Annotated in this window: 18 protein-coding genes; 4 read left to right on the forward strand and 14 right to left on the reverse strand. The window is 64.5% G+C overall.

All coding sequences use genetic code 11. The features are described 5' to 3' along the window. The first annotated feature begins 100 nt into the window (after positions 1-100). Positions 101-1,369, forward strand: coding sequence for a 4-aminobutyrate--2-oxoglutarate transaminase (locus ACO2Q4_RS01360; protein WP_311760328.1), 1,269 nt, complete (start codon positions 101-103; stop codon positions 1,367-1,369). A gap of 85 nt (positions 1,370-1,454) precedes the next feature. On the opposite strand, the gene ACO2Q4_RS01365 is transcribed toward ACO2Q4_RS01360, so the two are convergent. From ACO2Q4_RS01365 to ACO2Q4_RS01430, 14 genes are all read right to left on the reverse strand, one after another. After that, complete coding sequence (locus ACO2Q4_RS01365; protein ID WP_423316794.1) at positions 1,455-2,411, reverse strand: acetyl-CoA carboxylase carboxyltransferase subunit alpha; 957 nt, start codon at positions 2,409-2,411, stop codon at positions 1,455-1,457. Positions 2,412-2,460: 49 nt separating this feature from the next. Further along, on the reverse strand, positions 2,461-2,922 hold the full coding sequence (locus tag ACO2Q4_RS01370; RefSeq protein ID WP_395134483.1) for a molybdenum cofactor biosynthesis protein MoaE: 462 nt from the start codon (positions 2,920-2,922) through the stop codon (positions 2,461-2,463). A gap of 1 nt (position 2,923) precedes the next feature. Further along, positions 2,924-3,175 (reverse strand): molybdopterin converting factor subunit 1, encoded by a 252-nt coding sequence (moaD, locus tag ACO2Q4_RS01375; protein WP_423316796.1) that lies wholly within the window; start codon positions 3,173-3,175, stop codon positions 2,924-2,926. Then, positions 3,165-3,794, reverse strand: a complete 630-nt coding sequence (gene pgsA, locus ACO2Q4_RS01380) for a CDP-diacylglycerol--glycerol-3-phosphate 3-phosphatidyltransferase (protein ID WP_311760332.1) — start codon at positions 3,792-3,794, stop codon at positions 3,165-3,167. Before pgsA ends, moaD begins: the two co-directional genes overlap by 11 nt. A gap of 128 nt (positions 3,795-3,922) precedes the next feature. Next, positions 3,923-5,794 carry an excinuclease ABC subunit UvrC gene (gene uvrC, locus ACO2Q4_RS01385; RefSeq protein ID WP_423316799.1) on the reverse strand — a complete coding sequence of 624 codons (1,872 nt, stop codon included), beginning with the start codon at positions 5,792-5,794 and terminating at the stop codon, positions 3,923-3,925. A gap of 547 nt (positions 5,795-6,341) precedes the next feature. Then, positions 6,342-7,142, reverse strand: a complete 801-nt coding sequence (locus tag ACO2Q4_RS01390; protein ID WP_311760334.1) for a S49 family peptidase — start codon at positions 7,140-7,142, stop codon at positions 6,342-6,344. A 40-nt stretch (positions 7,143-7,182) separates the two neighbouring features. Further along, positions 7,183-8,058, reverse strand: a complete 876-nt coding sequence (locus ACO2Q4_RS01395; protein ID WP_423316801.1) for a PfkB family carbohydrate kinase — start codon at positions 8,056-8,058, stop codon at positions 7,183-7,185. A 117-nt stretch (positions 8,059-8,175) separates the two neighbouring features. Then, positions 8,176-9,618, reverse strand: a complete 1,443-nt coding sequence (locus ACO2Q4_RS01400; RefSeq protein ID WP_423316803.1) for a cytochrome c1 — start codon at positions 9,616-9,618, stop codon at positions 8,176-8,178. Positions 9,619-9,629: 11 nt separating this feature from the next. Next, positions 9,630-10,952, reverse strand: a complete 1,323-nt coding sequence (gene petB, locus ACO2Q4_RS01405) for a cytochrome b (protein WP_311760337.1) — start codon at positions 10,950-10,952, stop codon at positions 9,630-9,632. A 10-nt stretch (positions 10,953-10,962) separates the two neighbouring features. Beyond that, positions 10,963-11,535, reverse strand: a complete 573-nt coding sequence (gene petA / locus ACO2Q4_RS01410; RefSeq protein ID WP_311760350.1) for a ubiquinol-cytochrome c reductase iron-sulfur subunit — start codon at positions 11,533-11,535, stop codon at positions 10,963-10,965. A gap of 180 nt (positions 11,536-11,715) precedes the next feature. After that, positions 11,716-12,501 (reverse strand): RadC family protein, encoded by a 786-nt coding sequence (gene radC, locus ACO2Q4_RS01415; RefSeq protein ID WP_395134471.1) that lies wholly within the window; start codon positions 12,499-12,501, stop codon positions 11,716-11,718. A 62-nt stretch (positions 12,502-12,563) separates the two neighbouring features. Further along, positions 12,564-13,733 carry a molecular chaperone DnaJ gene (dnaJ, locus tag ACO2Q4_RS01420; protein ID WP_311760339.1) on the reverse strand — a complete coding sequence of 390 codons (1,170 nt, stop codon included), beginning with the start codon at positions 13,731-13,733 and terminating at the stop codon, positions 12,564-12,566. 86 nt (positions 13,734-13,819) lie between these two features. Beyond that, positions 13,820-15,733: a molecular chaperone DnaK gene (gene dnaK / locus ACO2Q4_RS01425; protein WP_311760340.1), complete on the reverse strand. Its 1,914-nt coding sequence runs from the start codon at positions 15,731-15,733 to the stop codon at positions 13,820-13,822. A 201-nt stretch (positions 15,734-15,934) separates the two neighbouring features. After that, the gene (locus ACO2Q4_RS01430; RefSeq protein WP_311760341.1) at positions 15,935-16,756 is read right to left on the reverse strand and encodes an ABC transporter permease; all 822 of its coding nucleotides are present in this window, start codon (positions 16,754-16,756) and stop codon (positions 15,935-15,937) included. A gap of 130 nt (positions 16,757-16,886) precedes the next feature. On the opposite strand from ACO2Q4_RS01430, the gene cysQ reads away from it, so the two are divergent. From cysQ to ACO2Q4_RS01445, 3 genes are read left to right on the forward strand one after another with little or no spacing between them, the layout of a single operon-like run. Beyond that, positions 16,887-17,684, forward strand: a complete 798-nt coding sequence (gene cysQ / locus ACO2Q4_RS01435) for a 3'(2'),5'-bisphosphate nucleotidase CysQ (RefSeq protein WP_311760342.1) — start codon at positions 16,887-16,889, stop codon at positions 17,682-17,684. A gap of 4 nt (positions 17,685-17,688) precedes the next feature. Then, positions 17,689-18,489 (forward strand): 3-deoxy-manno-octulosonate cytidylyltransferase, encoded by an 801-nt coding sequence (locus ACO2Q4_RS01440; protein WP_423316807.1) that lies wholly within the window; start codon positions 17,689-17,691, stop codon positions 18,487-18,489. Then, the gene (locus ACO2Q4_RS01445) at positions 18,489-19,694 is read left to right on the forward strand and encodes a glycosyltransferase family 2 protein (RefSeq protein ID WP_423316809.1); all 1,206 of its coding nucleotides are present in this window, start codon (positions 18,489-18,491) and stop codon (positions 19,692-19,694) included. Before ACO2Q4_RS01440 ends, ACO2Q4_RS01445 begins: the two co-directional genes overlap by 1 nt. Positions 19,695-19,747: the final 53 nt, after the last annotated feature.

Consider the following 19,747-nt stretch of genomic DNA (forward strand, 5'->3'; position numbering starts at 1 on the left):
CCATGAAGGCTGGCCGGGTCGGGCCAGAAACGCAAGCCGTGCTGTTCCGGCGCGCCGCCCGGATATAGCATCCCTCCGAATCGTTTCAAGAGAGGGTCAAATGACCAGCCTGACGGACCGCAAGAATGCCGCAATCTCGCGCGGGGTCGGCATGACGACGCAGATCTATGCCGATCGCGCCGAGAATGCCGAGATCTGGGACAAGGACGGCAACCGCTATATCGACTTTGCGGCGGGCATCGCCGTGGTCAATACCGGGCATCGCCATCCGCGCGTGATCGCGGCGGTCAAGGAGCAGCTCGACCGCTTCACCCATACCTGCCACCAGGTCGTGCCTTATGAAAGCTATGTCGCGCTGGCCGAGCGGCTGAACGCGGCGGTGCCGGGCGACTGGCCCAAGAAGACCGCTTTCTACACAACCGGGGCCGAGGCGGTCGAAAACGCGGTCAAGATCGCGCGCCATCATACCGGCCGGGCGGGCATCGTCGCCTTTTCCGGCGCCTTCCACGGGCGCACCTTCCTTGGCATGTCGCTGACCGGCAAGGTCCAGCCCTACAAGGCGGGCTTCGGGCCGATGATGAACGACATCTGGCACCTTCCCTTTCCGAACGACCTGCACGGCGTCACCCAGGACGAGGCACTGGCGGCGCTGGACCGGCTGTTCAAATCCGACATCGACCCCGCCCGCGTCGCCGCGATCATCGTCGAGCCGGTGCAGGGCGAAGGCGGCTTCTACGAGGCGCCCTCGGGCTTCCTGCAACGCCTGCGCGAGATCTGCGACCAGTATTCGATGCTGCTGATCGCGGACGAGGTGCAGACCGGTTTCGCCCGGACCGGCAAGCTTTTCGCGATGGAACATCACGGAGTCGCCGCGGATATCACGACAATGGCCAAGGGGCTGGGCGGCGGGCTTCCGATCAGCGCGGTCACCGGCCGGGCCGAGGTCATGGACAGTCCCGCTCCGGGTGGCCTTGGCGGGACCTATGCCGGAAACCCGCTTGCGGTGGCAGCGGCCCATGCCGTCCTTGACGTGATCGCGGACGAAGGCCTTTGCGACCGCGCGACTCGGCTGGGCCAGCGCCTGAAGCAGCGCCTGTCCAGCCTGCGCGACGACGTGCCCGAAATCGTCGACATCCGCGGCCCCGGCTTCATGAATGCGGTCGAATTCAACGTCGCCGGCAGCAGCCGGCCCAGCCCGGACATGGCCAACCGCGTGCGCGAAGAAGCATTGGCGCGCAACCTGATCCTGCTGACCTGCGGCGTCCACGGCAACGTGATCCGTTTTCTCGCGCCGCTGACCATTCCCGACGCCGTCTTCGACGAGGCGCTGAACATCCTGGAAGATTCGATTCGCGCCGCCCGCGGCTGAAAAAAGCGCAGGTCCGGCCACCGGGGCCGGACCTGCGCGTTTCACCGTTTTTCAAATACCCACGGCCCAAGCTGGCGGCAGGCGGTCAGGCCAGGGCCTTGGACCCCATGTTCAGGAATTTCTGGCGCCGGTCCTTGATGATCTCGGCGGGTTTCTTGCCCTCGAACTCGGCCAGCATCTCGGACACGGCATCGCCGACGGCGGCGATCGCATCGGCGGGGGCGCGTTGCGCACCGCCCAGCGGCTCGGGGATGATGCGGTCGATCACGTCCAGCTTCTTCAGATCCTGCGCGGTCAGCTTCAGCGCGTGCGCCGCCTCGCGCATCTTCTCGGCATCCTTCCACAGGATCGAGGCGCAGCCTTCGGGCGAGATCACCGAATAGATCGAGTGTTCCAGCATGGCGATGCGGTTCGCGGTGGCGAATGCGACCGCTCCGCCCGATCCGCCCTCACCGATGACGACCGAGACGATCGGCACGCCGATCTGCAGGCATTTCTCGGTCGAGCGCGCGATGGCTTCGGACTGGCCCCGCTCTTCGGCGCCCTTGCCGGGATAGGCGCCGGGCGTGTCGACCAGCGTGATGACCGGCAGGCGGAAGCGGTCGGCAAGATCCATCAGGCGGATCGCCTTGCGATAGCCCTCGGGCCGGGCCATGCCGAAATTGTGTTCAAGGCGGGTGCGGGTATCGTTGCCCTTTTCATGGCCGATGACCACGCAGGGCTGGTCACGGAATCGCGCAAGCCCGCCCATGACGGCATGATCCTCGCCAAAGGCGCGGTCCCCGGCCAAGGGCGTGTATTCCGAAAAGAGCCGCGCGATGTATTCGCTGCAATGCGGGCGCTCAGGGTGGCGCGCGACCTGGGTCTTCCGCCAGGGATCAAGCTGCTTGTAAAGGTCACGCAGAAGGTCGGCGGCCTTTTCGTCCAGCGCGGCGGCCTCCTTCTCAAGATCGACACCTTCGCCCTTGCGGGCCAGCGCGCGCAGCTCTTCGGCCTTGCCCTCCAGGTCGGCAAGAGGCTTTTCGAACTCGAGATAGGTCATTCAGGGCTCCGCGTCGTCATCCGGTCGGCTTCGGGGGTCTATATGATCGTCAGTCCGCCGGATTGCAACTTGTGCCTTTCCAGCGGTCCAGTGCGCCTTCGTCCTCGGCCCGGGCCTCGACCCAAGCGCCCGGCCCGCTGGCGGTAATCTCGCGCTTCCAGAAGGGGGCGCGGGATTTCAGCCAGTCCATCAGATACTCGGCCGCGTCAAAGGCCGCGGCGCGGTGGCGGGCAGCGGTGGCGACCATCATGATCTGCTCGCCGGCCTCAAGCCGGCCAAAGCGGTGGATGATGCGCCAATCGCTCAGCGCGAAGCGTTTGGCGGCATCGTTCCCGAACGCGTCCAGCGCTTTCTGGGTCATGCCGGGATAGTGTTCGATCTCCAGCGCCAGAAGCCGGCCACCTTCATCCCGGACCAGCCCCGAGAAGGTGACGATCGCACCTGCGCCAGCGCCGAAGCCTGACAGCTCATGCCCGATGTCGAAAGGCTCGGCCTGGACCCGCGCGGACATTTCAGCCCCCGGTCATCGGAGGGAAAAAGGCGATCTCGCGCGCGCCCGCAACCGGGGCGTCCAGATCGGCAAGTTCCTGGTCGACCGCGACCCGCACCGCGGTCAGGTCTGACAATGCGGCCGCGTGCCATTCGTCGCGGGCGGCCAGTTCGGCCACCAGATCGCGGACGGTTACCGCCTCGGTCTCGACCCGCTCGCGCGCCAGGCCCACGCGTTCGCGAAGCCAGGCGAAGTAAAGGACATCAACGACCATCGGGATCCCTCAGGAAAGGACGGCTCTTGTCGAAGTAATCCCATCCCGTGATCGCCGTCAGCACCGCCGCGATCCAAAACAGCAGAAGTCCACATTGCGTCGCCAGGTCCGACCAACTGTCGGACCAGGGCAGCGAGGTCTGGCCAACCAGCGGCGGGTGGCCGACTTCGTAATATTTCAGCCCCGTCCCCAGGAACAGGACCGCCAGCGCCAGCATCTGGGCGGTGGTCTTCCACTTGGCAAGCTTCGTGACCTTCAGCGTGCGCGACTGGTCGCCCAGGAATTCGCGCAGCCCGGAAACGAAGACCTCGCGGAACAGGATCACGGTCGAGGGCAGAATCAGCCAGGGGTTCATCCCGGAATAGCCGGTGATGACGACGACGGCGATAATGACCATGGCCTTGTCGGCAATCGGGTCCATCGCCGCCCCGAAGCGGCTTTCCTGGCCCCAGGCACGGGCAAGATAGCCGTCGAACCAGTCGGTCACGGCCGCGACCACGAAAAGCGCCAGTGCCGCGAAGTCGGCAAAGGGCCGGGTCAGGAAGAAGAACATCAGCGGAACAAGCGGCGCGGCCGCGAGACGCAGAACGGTCAGGAGATTTGGCAAGGTCCAACGCATGGCCGCAATCTAGGACTTTGACCCGGTGGGGGGAAGGGGGCCTTGGCATTTGCTTCCCCCGCCGTGGACTTTGTTTGCCCGGGATGTGCACGCAAACGGCGATTCGGACGCCTCGGCGCGGGGAGAGCTCAACCTTTCTGGAAATGGTCGACGATCTTCTGGGCCAGCGTCGCGCTGATCCCTTCGACTGCCACAAGGTCGGCCAGACCCGCCCGCCCGACGGCCTTGGCGCTGCCGAAATGGGCCAGCAGCGCGCGCTTGCGGCTGGCGCCGACGCCCGCGATCTCGTCCAGCGGATTGGCCATGGTTGCCTTGGCGCGGCGGGCGCGATGGGTGCCGATGGCCCAGCGATGTGCCTCGTCCCGCAGGCGCTGGATGAAATACAGGACCGGATCGTTCATGCGCAGCGCAAAGGGTCGCTGGTCGACACGGTGGAATTCCTCTTTCCCGTGGTCGCGGTCTTCGCCCTTGGCGACGCCGACCATCGGGATGTCCTCGACCCCCAGTTCGGCCATGATCTCATGCACCGCAGAAACCTGCCCCGCACCGCCGTCGATCAGCAGAAGGTCGGGCCATGCATCGGACGAGCGGTCGGGATCTTCTTTCAACAGGCGGGCGAAGCGGCGGGTCAGCACCTCCTTCATCATGCCGAAATCGTCGCCGGGGGTAATTTCGGTGCCCTTGATGTTGAACTTGCGGTACTGGCTTTTGATCCAGCCTTCCGGCCCGGCCACCACCATGCCGCCCACGGCGTTGGTGCCCTGAATGTGGCTGTTGTCATAGATTTCGATGCGCTGCGGCGGGCCGGGCAGATCAAAGGCATCCGCCAGCCCCTCCAGCAGGCGCTGCTGCGCGGCGCTTTCCGACATGCGCCGGGCCAGGCTTTCGCGGGCGTTGCGCAACGCGTTCTCGACCAGCTCTGCCTTTTCGCCCCGCTGCGGGACACCCAGCACGACCTTGCGCCCGGCCTTTTCCGAAAGGGCTTCGGTCATCAGGTCGGGATCCTCGATGCCATGCGACAGCAGGACCATGCGCGGGGGGATCTTGCCGTCATAGAACTGCGCCAGGAAGGCCTGCATCACCTCATCCGCCGATTCGACGCCGTTGAGCTTGGGGTAGAAATCCCGGTTGCCCCAGCTTTGGTTGCCGCGGATGAAGAAGACTTGGACGCAGGCCTGCCCGCCCTCGATATGCAGCGCGACGACATCGGCTTCGGTCACGCCCTTGGGGTTGATCGCCTGCACCGACTGCACGGCTGTCAGCGCCTTGATCCGGTCGCGCAATGCGGCGGCGCGTTCATATTCCATCTCTTCCGAGGCGACCGTCATCTCGCGCGCCAATTGCGCCTGGATTGCGGTCGACTTGCCCTGCAGGAACAGTTCGGCATCGGCGACCAGTGCGTTGTAATCCTCGACCCCGATCCGACCGACGCAAGGGGCAGAGCAACGCTTGATCTGGAAAAGCAGGCAGGGCCGCGTCCGGCTTGAGAAGGTCGCATCCGTGCAGGAGCGCAGCAGGAAGACCCGCTGCAATTGGTTCAGCGTCCGGTTGACAGCCCCCGCGCTGGCAAAGGGACCATAGTAATCGCCCTTTTCCGATTTCGCGCCGCGATGCTTCTTGATCTGCGCAAAGGGGTGGGACTTGGCGACCAGGATGTTGGGAAAGCTTTTGTCGTCGCGCAGAAGCACGTTGTAGCGCGGCTTCAGCTGCTTGATCAGGTTCTGCTCCAGCAGCAGCGCCTCGGTCTCGGTGCGCGTGGTCAGGAACATCATCGAGCAGGTTTCGCGGATCATCCGCGCGATGCGCCCGGAATGACCCTGACCGCGGGCATAGTTCGAGACCCGCGCCTTCAGGTTCCGCGCCTTGCCGACGTAAAGCACCGCGCCCTGCGCATCCAGCATCCGGTAGACGCCGGGCGAACTGTCCAGCGTCTTCAGATAGTCCTGGATCAGGAGCTGTCCGGTCCGGGTGACCGGAATCTCGGGGGAAGAATCGTTCATCATGTCAACACAATTGATTCTTGAAGCCGCTGCAAGTTTGCACGCGTGAAATCAAGCTGAATCCTGTCCACGGAATCTGTGGATAAATCTGTGAGTCTCCTTGGGAGCAGTATACGTTTGGCAAGCGTTTGTTGGGGATTCCTTGACTTGCCCAAAAAACACGCAGTTTCGCAGGGTATTGATTTTCAATGGAATTTTTTATGCGAGCAACAATCCCATGAATTTGCTGGCAGAATCGTGAAGAAATTGCGAAGGCGGCTGTCAAGGTGGACAAGTTGCCGCAGCTGCAAAAAGTTCGATGCCGCGTCGGCCGGGAGAGCGATGCCCGTAAACTTCCATACCATTCAAACCGATAGGGCCTGAATGGCGCAAGACAGGGCGTTATTGCCCCGGCTTTCGTGGAAGTGGGCGACGCTCGGCGCGTCCGCGTGCGTCGGCTATTTATAGGGGATACCCAGAAGTCGCGCGATGATGCGCCGCACACCCGGACCAGCCGCAAGAGCGAGCGCGATGATGATGAGCAGGCACAGAAGGACGGTCTTGATCATCATCCCCTCGCGTCGAAGCGGGCATAGGCCGCGCGTTCCTCAATCGTGTCGATCACGTCGCCTGCCGAAAGGCCGAAGCGCCGCAGTAGTGGTGTGCGCTGGCCATAGGCCTGAAAGCGGACGCGCTCGCCGTAAAGCTCGCGCATCTTGGGGACAAGATGGGCAATGCCATCGGCCAGCCCCAGCGCCACCGCCTCGCGGCCAGTCCAGATCTCGCCCGTGAACAGGTCGCGGTCCGGCGGAAGGCGGCTGCCGCGCCGCGCCCGGATCTGCGCCTTGAACGCTTCGTGGATGGGCAGAAGCAGGCGGTTCAGCCGCTCGACATCCTCGGGCGTTTCCGGGCGGAAGGGGTCGAGCATGGATTTCGACTGCCCCGCGGTATGGACACGCCGCTCGATCCCGTGGCGTCCGATCAGGTCGGCAAAGCCGAACCCGGCCGAGATGACGCCGATCGAACCCAGGACCGAGCTTTCGTCCGCCCAGATGAAATCCGCGGCCGAGGCCAGCCAGTATCCGCCCGATGCCGCGACATCCTCGACAAAGGCATGGACCGGGACGCCGTGCTGTTCGGACAGGCGACGGATGCGGGCACCGATCAGGCTGGACTGGACCGGCGAGCCGCCCGGAGAGTTCAGCACCAGCGCAATCGCTGCGGGCTTGCGCCGCTTGAAGGCGCGTTCCAGCAAAGGCGCAAGGCCGGCGTCGGACAGGCCACTGGCCCCACGGCCCTGGGCGCTGATGACGCCCTGAAGCCGGACCACGGCAACCATGGGGGGACGGTTCAGAAAGGGGATTCTCATGCGTCCTCAGATAGGCACCGTTTCCGGGTCCGGCAAGCGGCTAGTGCTGGCGGGCCAGGAATTCCAGCACTTCGGCACGATCGGGCATCGCGTCGCCCGCGCCGTGGCGCGTCACCTGAAGCGCGGCGGCGGCGGCGGCATGGCGAAGCGCGGTGGGCACATCCTCTCCGCGTGCCAGCCCGGCCGCGAACCAGCCCGCGAAGCAATCGCCCGCGCCGGTGGTGTCCAGCGCGGTGACGGCGAAGGCCGGCTGGCGATGGACCATTCCTGCGGTCAGATCGCGGTACTCCGCCCCTTCGGGGCCGCGGGTGATCAAAAGGCCCTGGACGGGCAGGTCCTCGCCAAGCGCGGCGAAGGCCTCGGCCGCCTCGCCTTCATTCACGGCCAGGATCGAGACATGGGGCAAGACCTTGCGCAGCGCCCCGATCTCGAACGGGGCGGCGGAATAGATCACGGTGGCGCCCGCAGCGCTGGCCTGGGCAGCGGCTTCGGCTTGCAGGTTGGTTTCGTTCTGCATCATCAGGATATCGCCCGGTCCGATCCCGGTCAGGTCGCGCCGCACCGCCTCGGCGGACAGGTCCTGGTTGGCGCCGCCATGGACGATGATGGAGTTCTCGCCCTCGGCGTCGATCAGGATGATCGCGTGGCCGGTGACCTGGTCCGGCAGGCGCGCGATGCGGTCGGTTTCGACCCCGGCATCGACAAGACGCTGCAATACCCAGTCATCCGCCGCACCCATCGCGCCAAGATGAACCACCCGCGCCCCGGCCCGCGCCGCCGCGACCGACTGGTTCGCGCCCTTGCCGCCCAGCCCGTGGTCAAGATCGCGCGAATGGATCGTTTCGCCCGAGCGCGGCAGGTTGGCGAGCCGATAGACATGATCGATATTGATCGAGCCGAGGTTATAGATCGTCATGGGCCATTCTCCTGTCCGGTGGCGACGTATCTGATGCCTGCACCAGGCCTTGTCCAGTGTGCCAAATGAAAGACGCGCCCCGAAGGGCGCGTCCGTTTTCGCGGTCCGGGGGCAGGGTCAGTCCTGCTTGCGGCCACCCTTGACCGGAAGCCACAGCTTCTTGTTGGTCATGAACAGCAGACCGGCCAGCACGATCAGGAACACGACCGAGACGAAGCCGACCTGCTTGCGGGCCATCATCTTCGGCTCGGCGGTCCACATCAGGAAGGCCGAGACGTCGCGGGCCATCTGGTCCACGGTGGCCTCGGTCCCGTCCTCATAGGTGACCTGCCCCTCGGTCAGGGGCGGGGGCATCTTGATCCAACCGGTCGAGAAGGCCGCGTTGTGATAGAAGGTGCTGCCCGCCTCATCCTTGGATTCGCCGTTATAGCCGGTCAGGATGGCGTGGATGTACTCCGGCCCGCCGATCCCGCGGAACAGTTGCGAGATGCCGCTGCCATAGGGGCCGTGGAAACCCGCCCGCGCCTTGGCCATCAGCGACAGGTCCGGGCCAAGGCCCTCGCCCAGGTTCGTCGGGAAATGGTCGGTCGGGATGCGCGGACGCTCCTCTCCGGTTTCCTCGTCGACGATGGTCAGGTTCGCCGCATAGGCGCGCACCTGATCCTCGGGCAGGCCGGGGCCACCCTCATCATGCAGGGTGCGCAGCGGCACATAGCGCAGACCGTGGCAGGCCGAGCAGACCTCGGTATAGACCTGCAACCCGCGCTGAAGCTGGAACTGGTCGAAGCTGCCGAACGGACCTTCGAAGCTGAACGAGATATCCTCGATATGCGGGGCGACATGGGCTGCGCCGGCAGCTTCGGGGGCCGCGCCGGCGGCGCCATGGTCGCCTTCGGCAGCGGGTGCTTCTGCTGCCGGAGCCTCTGCAGCAGGTGCTTCCGCAGGTGCCGCTTCCGCAGGCGCAGCCTCGGGGGCCGCCGCTTCGGCGGCAGGAGCGTCTGCGGCCGGTTGCTCGGCTGCGGCGGGCTTGGTTTCCGCTGCGGCTTCCGGGGCGGCCTGCGGTTCAGGTGCAGGAGCTTCGGCTGCGGCCGGTGCAGGCGCTTCCGCCGGAGCCTCGGCGGCGGGTGCCGCTTCGGCGGGTGCAGCCTCGGGAGCCGCCGCTTCGGCAGCAGGCGCCTCCGCAGCCGGTTCCTCGGCTGCAGCGGGCTTGGTTTCCGCTGCGGCTTCGGGGGCGGCCTGCGGTTCAGGTGCAGGAGCTTCGGCTGCGGCCGGTGCAGGCGCTTCCGCCGGAGCCTCGGCGGCGGGTGCCGCTTCGGCCGGTGCAGCTTCGGGGGCCGCCGCTTCGGCAGCAGGTGCCTCCGCAGCCGGTTCTTCCACGGCCGCCGGTGCCGCAGCGGGCGTTTCCGCTGCCGGGGCGGGTGCGGCACCTCCGGTGTAGTAGCTCGATCCCGCGGGCGCCGTGGTGCCGGGCGCGGTCGAGGCGTCCTGCGCCACCGCGCCACCCGCCAACGCCAGCGTCAGAGTGGCGACAGCCGTGAGCGATGCGTTTCTCAGGGTCATATTGCCTCTCCTCACTCGGCGGGATGGGTTTTGGCGCCGTAATGGGCGCTGAAGTCTTCCTCGATGGTCGAGGGCATCGGATCGGGCTTCTCTATCACGCCAAGCAACGGCAGGATCACCAGGAAATAGGCGAACCAATAGGCCGCGCCAGCCAGCGCGATATAGGGATAGATCCCCTCGGCCGGCATCGAGCCCACCCACATCAGGACGACGAAGTCGAAGGCCAGCAGCCAGAACCACCACTTGAACAGCGGACGGAACCGGCCCGAACGCACGCGAGAGGTGTCAAGCCAGGGCACCAGCGCCATGACCAGGATCGCGCCGAACATCGCGAGCACGCCGAAGAACTTGGCGTCGATGATGCGGAACGACAGCCAGTTGACCAGCTGCACCGCCCAGACATCGGCAGTGAAGGCACGCAGAATCGCGTAGAAGGGCAGGAAGTACCATTCCGGCACGATATGCGCGGGCGTCGCCAGCGGGTTCGCCTCGGTATAGTTGTCGGGGTGGCCCAGATAGTTGGGCATGAAGCCCACGACCGCAAAGAAGACGACCAGCACGATCGCCAGCCCGACCATGTCCTTGACCACGAAATAGGGCCAGAAGGGCAGGGTGTCCTTTTCCGCCTCTTCCTTCGAGGTGCGGCGGACTTCGACGCCGGTCGGGTTGTTGTTGCCGGTGGTGTGGAAGGCCCAGATATGGACGATCACCAGCCCGGCGATCACGAAGGGCAGCAGGTAATGCAGCGAGAAGAAGCGGTTCAGCGTGGCATTGTCCACCGCCGGTCCGCCCAGAAGCCAGGTCTGGATCGCGTGGCCGATGCCGGGAATGGCCCCGAAAAGACCCGTGATGACGGTCGCGCCCCAGAAGGACATCTGGCCCCAGGGCAGCACATAGCCCATGAAAGCGGTGCCCATCATCAGCAAATAGATCAGCATGCCGACGATCCAGGTCACTTCGCGCGGAGCCTTGTAGCTGCCGTAGTAGAGGCCGCGGAAGATGTGGATATAGACGGCGAAGAAGAACAGCGACGCGCCGTTCGCGTGAAGATAGCGCAGCATGTAGCCGCCGTTCACGTCGCGCATGATATGTTCGACCGAGGCAAAGGCCATGTCGACATGCGGGGTGTAATGCATCACCAGGACGACGCCGGTGGCGATCTGCAAGACCAGGCAGAAAGCCAGCACCATGCCCCAGATCCACCACCAGTTCAGGTTCTTGGGGGTCGGGATGGTCAGGGTGTCATAAAGCAGGCTTACGATGGGCAGGCGACGGTGCAGCCAGCGCTCGAAGCCCGATTTCGGCTCGTAATGGTCGTGGGGAATTCCGGCCATGTGCGCTTCCTCAGCCCAGTTGGATGGTAGATTCGTCGACGAAGGACGCGACGGGAACATGCAGGTTCTGCGGGGCCGGGCCTTTGCGGATGCGGCCCGCCGTATCGTAATGCGAGCCATGGCAGGGGCAGAACCAGCCGCCGAAATCGCCCGCGCCGTCCCCGATCGGGACGCAGCCCAGATGGGTGCAGACTCCCAGCATGACCAGCCATTCGCCGGCCTCGTCCAGCGTGCGGTTCTGGTCCAGGGCGGGTTCGCCCGGCTTGTTCTCGTTTTCGGCGCTCTGGTCGATCAGGTCGGTCAGCTCAACTGCGCGACCTTTCTGGATTTCTTCCTCGGTCCGGCGGCGGATGAACACGGGCTTGCCGAGCCATTTGACTGTAAGCTGAGTGCCGGTTTCGACACCGCTGACATCGACATGGATCGAAGACAGCGCCTGCACATCGGCCGAGGGATTCATCTGGTTGACAAGGGTCCAGGCTGCAGCTCCGGCCGCGATCGTGCCGGCACCGGCCGTCGCGAAATAGAGGAAATCCCTCCGGGTGGCGCCGCTGTCTCCTGCGTGGTCGTCTGCGTGGGACACGGGTTCGATCTCCAATTTATGCCCCTTGAAACAGGGCTATATGTCAGAGCGGGCCGTGACGCGCGCACTTCCCCCCCCTCGCCGAAGTTTGTAGCGGTCAAAATCTCGTCAGTCTAGCGCGTGGCAGAAGGCGGTCCGGCGCATCATTGCCAATGTGTGGGATTTTGGTTGCGGGTGCGGTCACAACAACCCCTCGGCGCGAAAGCTCAACTCGCGCGAGCGGCCGACGATCAGGTGGTCATGAACGGCCAGCCCCAGAACTTCGGCCGCGGCGACGATACGACCGGTCATCGAGATGTCCGCCTGCGACGGAGTCGGATCGCCCGAGGGGTGATTGTGCACCAGGATCAGTGCGCTGGCGCTGAGTTCCAGTGCGCGACGCATGATTTCGCGCGGATAGACCGGGACATGGTCGACCGTGCCACGCGCCTGTTCTTCATCCGCGATCAGGACGTTCTTGCGGTCGAGATAAAGGATGCGGAACTGCTCGATCTCGCGATGCGCCATCGCGGTGTGGCAGTAATCCAGCAAGGCGTCCCAACTGGTCAGGACGGGGCGGTGCATGATTCGCGATCGCGCCAGTCGCTGGGCCGCGGCCTCGACGATCTTCAGTTCCTGCACCACGGCGGGACCGACGCCCGCGACCTCCTCCAGCCGGGCGGGCGGCGCAGACAGGACACGGTTGAAATCGCCGAAGCGGTCGATCAACGCGCGTGCCAGAGGCTTTACGTCCTGCCGGGGAATGGCGCGAAACAGCACGAGTTCAAGCAGTTCGTAATCCGGCATGGCGGTGGCGCCGCCCTGCATGAAGCGGTCCCGCAGCCTTGCGCGATGATCTGCGAGATAGCTTGGTTGGCGTCCGCGCGCATGGCCAGATTCGGGCGCAAGGCCTGCCGCCTCGTCCCCCCGATCCGCCGGGGGGAAAAGTGGCAGCGGCGCTTCGTCGAATGGGCGATTCGGGTCCATGGCCGGAAAATTGCCACGGAAGCGGTAAACGGGCCGTTAACACGGCCCGACCGGATTTTGGTTCAGCCCTTCATCTCGTCCCAGAAGCCCTTGATCTTCTGGAAGAAACCTTGTGTTTCGGGGCTGTTGTCGGCCTTGATCGCCTCGAATTCGCGCAGCAGATCGCGCTGACGCGAGGTCAGGTTCACCGGGGTTTCCACCGACAGCTCAATCAGCATGTCGCCGAATTCGCCGTTCATGCCAGGACCGTGACGCAGCGGGGGCATGCCCTTGCCGCGCAGGCGCAGTTGCTTGCCCGATTGCGTACCGGCGGGAATCTTGACGCGCGAACGGCCACCTTCGATGGTCGGAACCTCGATCTCTCCACCCAGCGAGGCGGTCACCATGCTGACCGGAACCTGGCAGGCCAGCGTCCGGCCGTCGCGGATAAAGATCGCGTGATCCTTGACCTCGATGAAGATGTAGAGATCGCCCGAGGGTCCGCCGCGCATCCCGGCCTCGCCTTCGCCGGCAAGGCGGATGCGGGTGCCGGTCTCGACGCCCGCGGGGATGTTGACCGACAGGGTGCGCTCTTTCTCGATGCGACCGGCGCCGTGGCATTCCTTGCAGGGATTCTTGACGATCTGACCCTGGCCGTTGCAGGTCGGGCAGGTGCGTTCGACGGTGAAGAAGCCCTGGCTGGCGCGAACCTTGCCCATGCCCGAGCAGGTGGGGCAGGTGGCCGGTTCGACCGCGCCTTCGGCGCCGGTGCCGTTGCAGGCGCCGCAAGCCACCGATCCGGGCACGGTGATCGCCTTCTGTGCGCCCGAGAACGCCTCTTCCAGCGTGACGCGCAGGTTATAGCGCAGGTCCTGGCCACGGCTTGCGCGCGAACGTCCGCCGCCATTGCCGGGACGGCGACCCATCATGTCGCCGAAAAGATCCTCGAATACGTCGGCAAAGGCCGAGCCGAAATCGCCCTGGCCATTCGCGCCGCGGAATCCGCCGCCGAAACCACCGCCCCCGCCTTCGAACGCAGCGTGACCGAAGCGGTCATAGGCCGCCTTTTTCTGGTCGTCCTTCAGGCACTCATAGGCTTCGTTCACTTCCTTGAACGCGGCTTCCGAGACCTTGCAATCCTTGTTGCGGTCGGGATGCAGCTCTTTTGCCTTGGTGCGATAGGCCTTCTTGATCTCGTCGGCCGAAGAGCCTCGAGCAACGCCCAGCACTTCGTAATAGTCACGTTTCGCCATGTCGTTCGCGTCCGGGGTCTTTCAAGAATTGGCCGGCCCGCGCGTTTTGTGCTGCGGGCCGGCCTGAGGGTTGCTTTTACATGCGCTTACTTGCGCTTGCCTTCGCCGAGGTCTTCGAAGTCGGCGTCGACGATGTCGTCCTCGTCACGCGACCGGGGTTCCTCGGCTTCGCCAGCTTCGCCGCCTTCGGACTGGGTGGCCTTGTAGATTGCCTCGCCCAGCTTCATCGAGGCGTCCATCAGGTTCTGGATGCCGCCCTTGATCTTGCCGGCATCCTCGGTCTTGAGCGAATCCTCAAGCGCGCCGATGGCCAGCTCGATCACTTCGACGGTCGAGCCGTCGACCTTGTCGCCATGCTCTTCCAGCGATTTCTTGGTCGAGTGAATCAGGCTTTCGGCCTGGTTCTTGGCCTCGACCAGTTCCTTGCGCTTCTTGTCGGCTTCGGCATTGGCCTCGGCGTCCTTCACCATCTTGTCGATATCTTCGTCGGACAGACCGCCCGAAGCCTGGATGGTGATGTTCTGCTGCTTGCCGGTACCCTTGTCCTTGGCCGAGACCGAGACGATGCCGTTCGCGTCGATATCGAAGGTGACTTCGATCTGCGGCATGCCGCGCGGCGCGGGCGGGATATCCTCAAGGTTGAACTGGCCCAGCAGCTTGTTGTCCGCGGCCATTTCGCGTTCACCTTGGAAGACCCGGATGGTCACGGCGTTCTGGTTGTCTTCGGCCGTCGAGAAGATCTGCGACTTCTTGGTCGGGATCGTGGTGTTGCGGTCGATCAGTCGGGTGAAGACACCGCCCAGCGTCTCGATGCCCAGCGACAGCGGGGTCACGTCAAGCAGGACCACGTCCTTGACGTCGCCTTGCAGAACGCCGGCCTGGATGGCCGCGCCAAGCGCCACGACTTCATCGGGGTTCACGCCTTTGTGGGGCTCTTTGCCGAAATATTCGCTGACCGCCTCGATAACCTTGGGCATGCGGGTCATGCCGCCGACCAGAACGATCTCGTCAATGTCGCCTTTCGACAGGCCGGCATCCTTCAGCGCGTCCTGAACCGGCTTGATCGTGCGCTTGATCAGGTCGGCAACCAGGCTTTCCAGCTTGGCGCGGGTCAGTTTCATGACCATGTGCAGCGGCGTGCCCGAGTTCTTGTCCATCGAGATGAACGGCTGGTTGATCTCGGTCTGGGACGAGGACGAAAGCTCGATCTTGGCCTTCTCGGCGGCTTCCTTCAGGCGCTGAAGGGCCATCTTGTCCTTGGTCAGATCGACGCCGTGTTCCTTTTTGAACTCGTCGGCAAGATAGTTGACGATGCGCATGTCGAAGTCTTCGCCGCCAAGGAACGTGTCCCCGTTGGTCGATTTCACTTCGAACAGGCCGTCGTCGATTTCCAGAATGGTGATGTCGAAGGTTCCGCCGCCAAGGTCATAGACCGCGATGGTTTTCGAATCCTTCTTGTCGAGGCCATAGGCCAGCGCGGCCGCGGTCGGCTCGTTGATGATGCGCAGGACTTCCAGCCCCGCGATCTTGCCCGCGTCCTTGGTCGCCTGACGCTGGGCGTCGTTGAAATAGGCGGGAACCGTGATGACGGCCTGCGTCACCGGCTCGCCCAGATACGATTCGGCGGTTTCCTTCATCTTCTGCAGGATGAAGGCGGAAACCTGGCTGGGCGAATAGTTCTCGCCCCGGACTTCGACCCAGGCGTCGCCATTGCCACCGTCCACGATGTTGTAGGGGACAAGCTTCTTGTCCTTTTCCACTTCCGCATCGGTGGTGCGACGGCCGATCAGACGCTTGACGGCGAAGACGGTGTTCGACGGATTGGTGACGGCTTGGCGCTTGGCCGGCTGGCCGACCAGCCGCTCGCTGTCGGTGAAACCGACGATCGAGGGGGTCGTGCGCGCGCCTTCCGAGTTCTCGATGACCTTGGGCTGGCTGCCGTCCATGATGGCGACGCAGCTGTTCGTGGTCCCGAGGTCGATGCCGATGACTTTAGACATGCAATAACCTTTCTTGCGGCGATATTTTGGGCCCCGGGTCCGAATACGGCCCCCGAATCCCGATCCCTTTGATTGACCGAAGGGAAAGCCCTTCGAACTCTTGGGGCTATATAGGAAGGCCTCAAACCGCCTGCAAGCTAGGCATGGGATCGAATCCCGCTTGCGGTCGTCGCGTCGCCAAAGGGACGGGCGCCGCGCCCCTCAGCGTCCCGCCATGGTGCTGATCGAGACGGACTTGCGGGTCACGAACTCGGCCATCAGCCCGATCATCAGCAACGCGATGATACAATACAGCGGGTATTCCAGGCTCGTATTGCGCGGGGTGTAGTTGATGAAGGCGAAGCCGCGCGTCTGGTCGATGATATGAAACAGCGGGTTCCACGAGAAGGAATGCAGCATCGCCGTCGACAGGGTGTTGGCGACGAACATCTTCCCGGAAAAGACCATGTTCATGCGCTGGTAGAACGCGGTCAGCACCTGCGCGGCCTGGGGCCACCAAGGCCTGAAGGACAGGAAGATCAGCCCGATCGTACAGCCCGAGAACCAGGCCATCAGCAGCATTCCATAGCAGGCGACCGGGTATTCGATATGGATCGGCTCCATCAGGTAATGATAGCCGGCCAGAATCACGATCGCCGCAAAGGTCTGCCGATACAGCGTCGCAAGCGCCGCGGCAGCGATCAGGACGGCCGTGTTCATGGGGCCGTGCTTTACCATCTGGTTCGTGGGATTCCCCGCCCCCGCGACCGCGCCGATCGACTGGGTATGGGTCATGAACATGAAGATGCCGGTCATGATATAGACCGTGAAGTCCCCCCGCAGTGGCGAGCGGCGCACCCCGATGATGACGAAAAGCAGATAGAAGCCCAGGATCATCATGATGCCCCGGACCACTGTCATCAGCAGCCCGACGATGGCATTGCGCTGCCCCTTGCGCAGGTTGTTGGCCGTCACGTGATAGATCAGGGCCAGCGTGTTGAACGCGGCCTCGAACATGTTGCGGTTGCGTGGCTGGACGAACATCGGTTGGCGGGATCCCGTGCTTGTTGCGAGGGGGCGCTTGCCCTGTGCAATCGCTGGCATCATAAGGAAACCGGGTGCCGCATTCAATCGCCTGCAGACCGGCGGTCGGCCGCAAGGAAAGGGATAGCTCATGCAATTTGATGTAATGATTGCCGAAATGCGGCGACTGGCATTGAAGGCTGGCGATGAAATCATGCGGATCTATGGCGCCGAGGACTTCGAGGTCAGGGCGAAATCCGACGCCTCGCCCGTGACCGAGGCGGATGAGGCGGCCGATGCGCTGATCTCTGCCGGTCTGAGGGCGAAATTCCCCGATATTCCGCTTGTGACCGAAGAACAGGCCGCGACGCATGGCCAGGCGCATTCGACCTTTTTGATCGTCGATCCGCTGGACGGTACCAAGGAATTCGTGCAGCGCCGCGGCGATTTCACCGTCAACATCGCCTATGTCGAAAATGGCGTGCCGCGGCTTGGCGTCGTATATGCCCCGGCAAAGGGGAGGCTTTTCTATACCTCCGCCGATGGCGGTTCGGTCGAGGAGAAGGGCCCCTTCGGTGATGCCCCGGGCCATGTCACGCCGATCGGCGTGAACTCCACCCCCGACAATCGCGGGTTGATGGTCGTCGCCTCGAAGTCGCATCGCGACGCGGCGACAGACGCCTATATCGGGCGCTACGGAGTGCGCGACATGACCTCGGCGGGGTCGTCGTTGAAATTCTGTCTGGTCGCTACGGGAGAGGCGGACCTTTATCCGCGCCTTGGCCGCACCATGGAATGGGACACCGCCGCGGGTGATGCGGTCCTGCGCGGCGCGGGCGGCGAGGTCGTCCGCTTCGACGATCACACTCCGCTGGCCTATGGCAAGCCGGGATTCGAGAACCCCTTCTTCATCGCCTTCGCGCCGGGCGTCCTGCTGGTCAAGGGCTGAACCCATGTCAGTCGTCATCGTGATTCCGGCTCGCCACGCCTCGACGCGCTATCCCGGGAAACCCTTGGTCGAGCTGCGTGGCGCGACCGGGGCTGGACTCAGCCTGATCCGCCGCAGTTGGGATGCCGCCTGCGAGGTGCAGGGGATCGAACGGGTAATCGTCGCGACCGACGATGAGCGCATCCGGGATCACGCCGCAGGATTTGGCGCCGAGGTGGCGATGACCTCGCCTTCGGCGCGAAACGGAACCGAACGCTGCGCCGAGGCCGTGGCCAATTTGGGCCTGTCGCCCGAGATCGTCGTGAACCTTCAGGGTGACGCGCCGCTGACCCCGGCCTGGTTCGTCGAGGAACTGGTCAAGGGCCTGCGTGCCGATCCGGGCGCTGACGTCGCCACGCCGGTCCTGCGCTGTTCCGGGGCGATGCGGTCGGATCTGATCGCGGACCGCGTGGCCGGTCGCGTCGGCGGGACCACGGCGGTTTTCGGCCATGACCGGCGGGCGCTTTATTTCTCGAAAGAGGTGATCCCCTTCGCCGCGGCCGATTTCGGTCCCAGTGATCCGACCCCGCTCTTTCACCATGTCGGCGTCTATGCCTATCGCCCGGCCGCGCTGGCGGAATACCCGGCATGGGGCGAGGGGCGGCTGGAGGTCCTGGAAGGACTTGAACAGCTTCGCTTTCTTGAGCGCGGCCGTCGGATCCTGTGCGTCGAAGTCGAGGCCCGGGGCCGCGAATTCTGGGAACTGAACAACCCTTCGGACGTGCCGAAGCTTGAGGCGATGATGCAGCGCATGGGTATCGCCTGATGCACCGGCAGGGTGGCGCAAGCGCGACGGTGATCGTCGTCTCGCGCCACCGGCCGCGGGAACTGGAACGCTGCCTTTCGGCGCTGACCCGCCAGACCCATCCCCATCTTGAAGTCGTGCTGGTGGCCGATCCGGCTTCGCTGCAGACGCTGCCCGACCTGCCGTTGAAGCGGGTCTCCTGCGATGTCCCGAACATCTCGATCGCGCGCAACCTTGGCCTTGCGCTTGCCGCGGGAGAGGTGGTGCTGTTCATCGATGACGACGCCTTGGCCGAGCCGGGATGGGCGCTGGCGCTGACGCGTCCTTTTGCCGATCCGCGGGTGATGGCGGCGACCGGCTTCACGCGTGGCCCCGACGGGCTGGCCTGGCAGGTCCGCGCCGAAAGGATCACGCCTTCGGGGCAAAGCTATGAGATCGAGGTCTCGGAGGCGCAGTTCCTTGGCCCCGAGGAGGGCGCACCGGTCAGCACCGTCGGCACGAATTGCGCCTTTCGCCGCAGCACGCTGCTGGAGATCGGCGGCTTCGATCCGGCCTTTGCCTATCATCTGGATGAAAGCGATGTGAACCTGCGGCTCGCCGAACGCTTTCCGGTGCGGCTGACCGCCGTCATCCCCGAGGCAGAGGTGATCCACGGGCTGGCCCCGGGCGTCTCGCGTGCGGTGGTGGGCGTGCCCCATGATCTGTCCGCCATCGGGCGCTCGACCGCTTTCTTCGCCGCACGGCATGGCGGGGACGTGGACTGGCTGCGCCAGGCGCAGCGCCAGCGCCTGCTGCGGCACATGGTGGCGGGACGGCTGGACCCGTTGCGGGTCGGGTCGCTGCTGGCCACGCTGGAGTCCGGGATCGCCGAGGCCGCGGCCGCGGGCGTGCCGCCCGACCCGGTCTGGACCCATCCCGCGCCGCCGGCCTTCCAGCCATTCCCAGCGTCGCCGCCCGGGGCCGAATTCATCTGGGGATGGCATTGGAATGCGCGGAAATTGCGCGCGCGCGCCGCGGATGCGGTCGCCGAAGGCAAGTTGGTGACCCTGTTGCTTCTGACCCCGACATTTCTGCCCCATCGTCTGACTTTGCGTGACGGCGGCTGGTGGGAGCAATATGGTGGGGTCTGGGGCGCCTCGAGGCCGGGCGATTCTCATATGATATTGATGACGCGTTCAGCAAGGATCGCCCGGGAATGGGGGTTTTTTGCCGCAGTGCGGCGATGATCGGCGATTTCGCGCTGCTTCATGTTGAATTCGAATTTATTTCCAGATCAGTG

Origin of the sequence: Paracoccus sp. KR1-242 (genome assembly GCF_049446195.1) — a bacterium.
Taxonomy (GTDB): Bacteria; Pseudomonadota; Alphaproteobacteria; order Rhodobacterales; family Rhodobacteraceae; genus Paracoccus; species Paracoccus broussonetiae.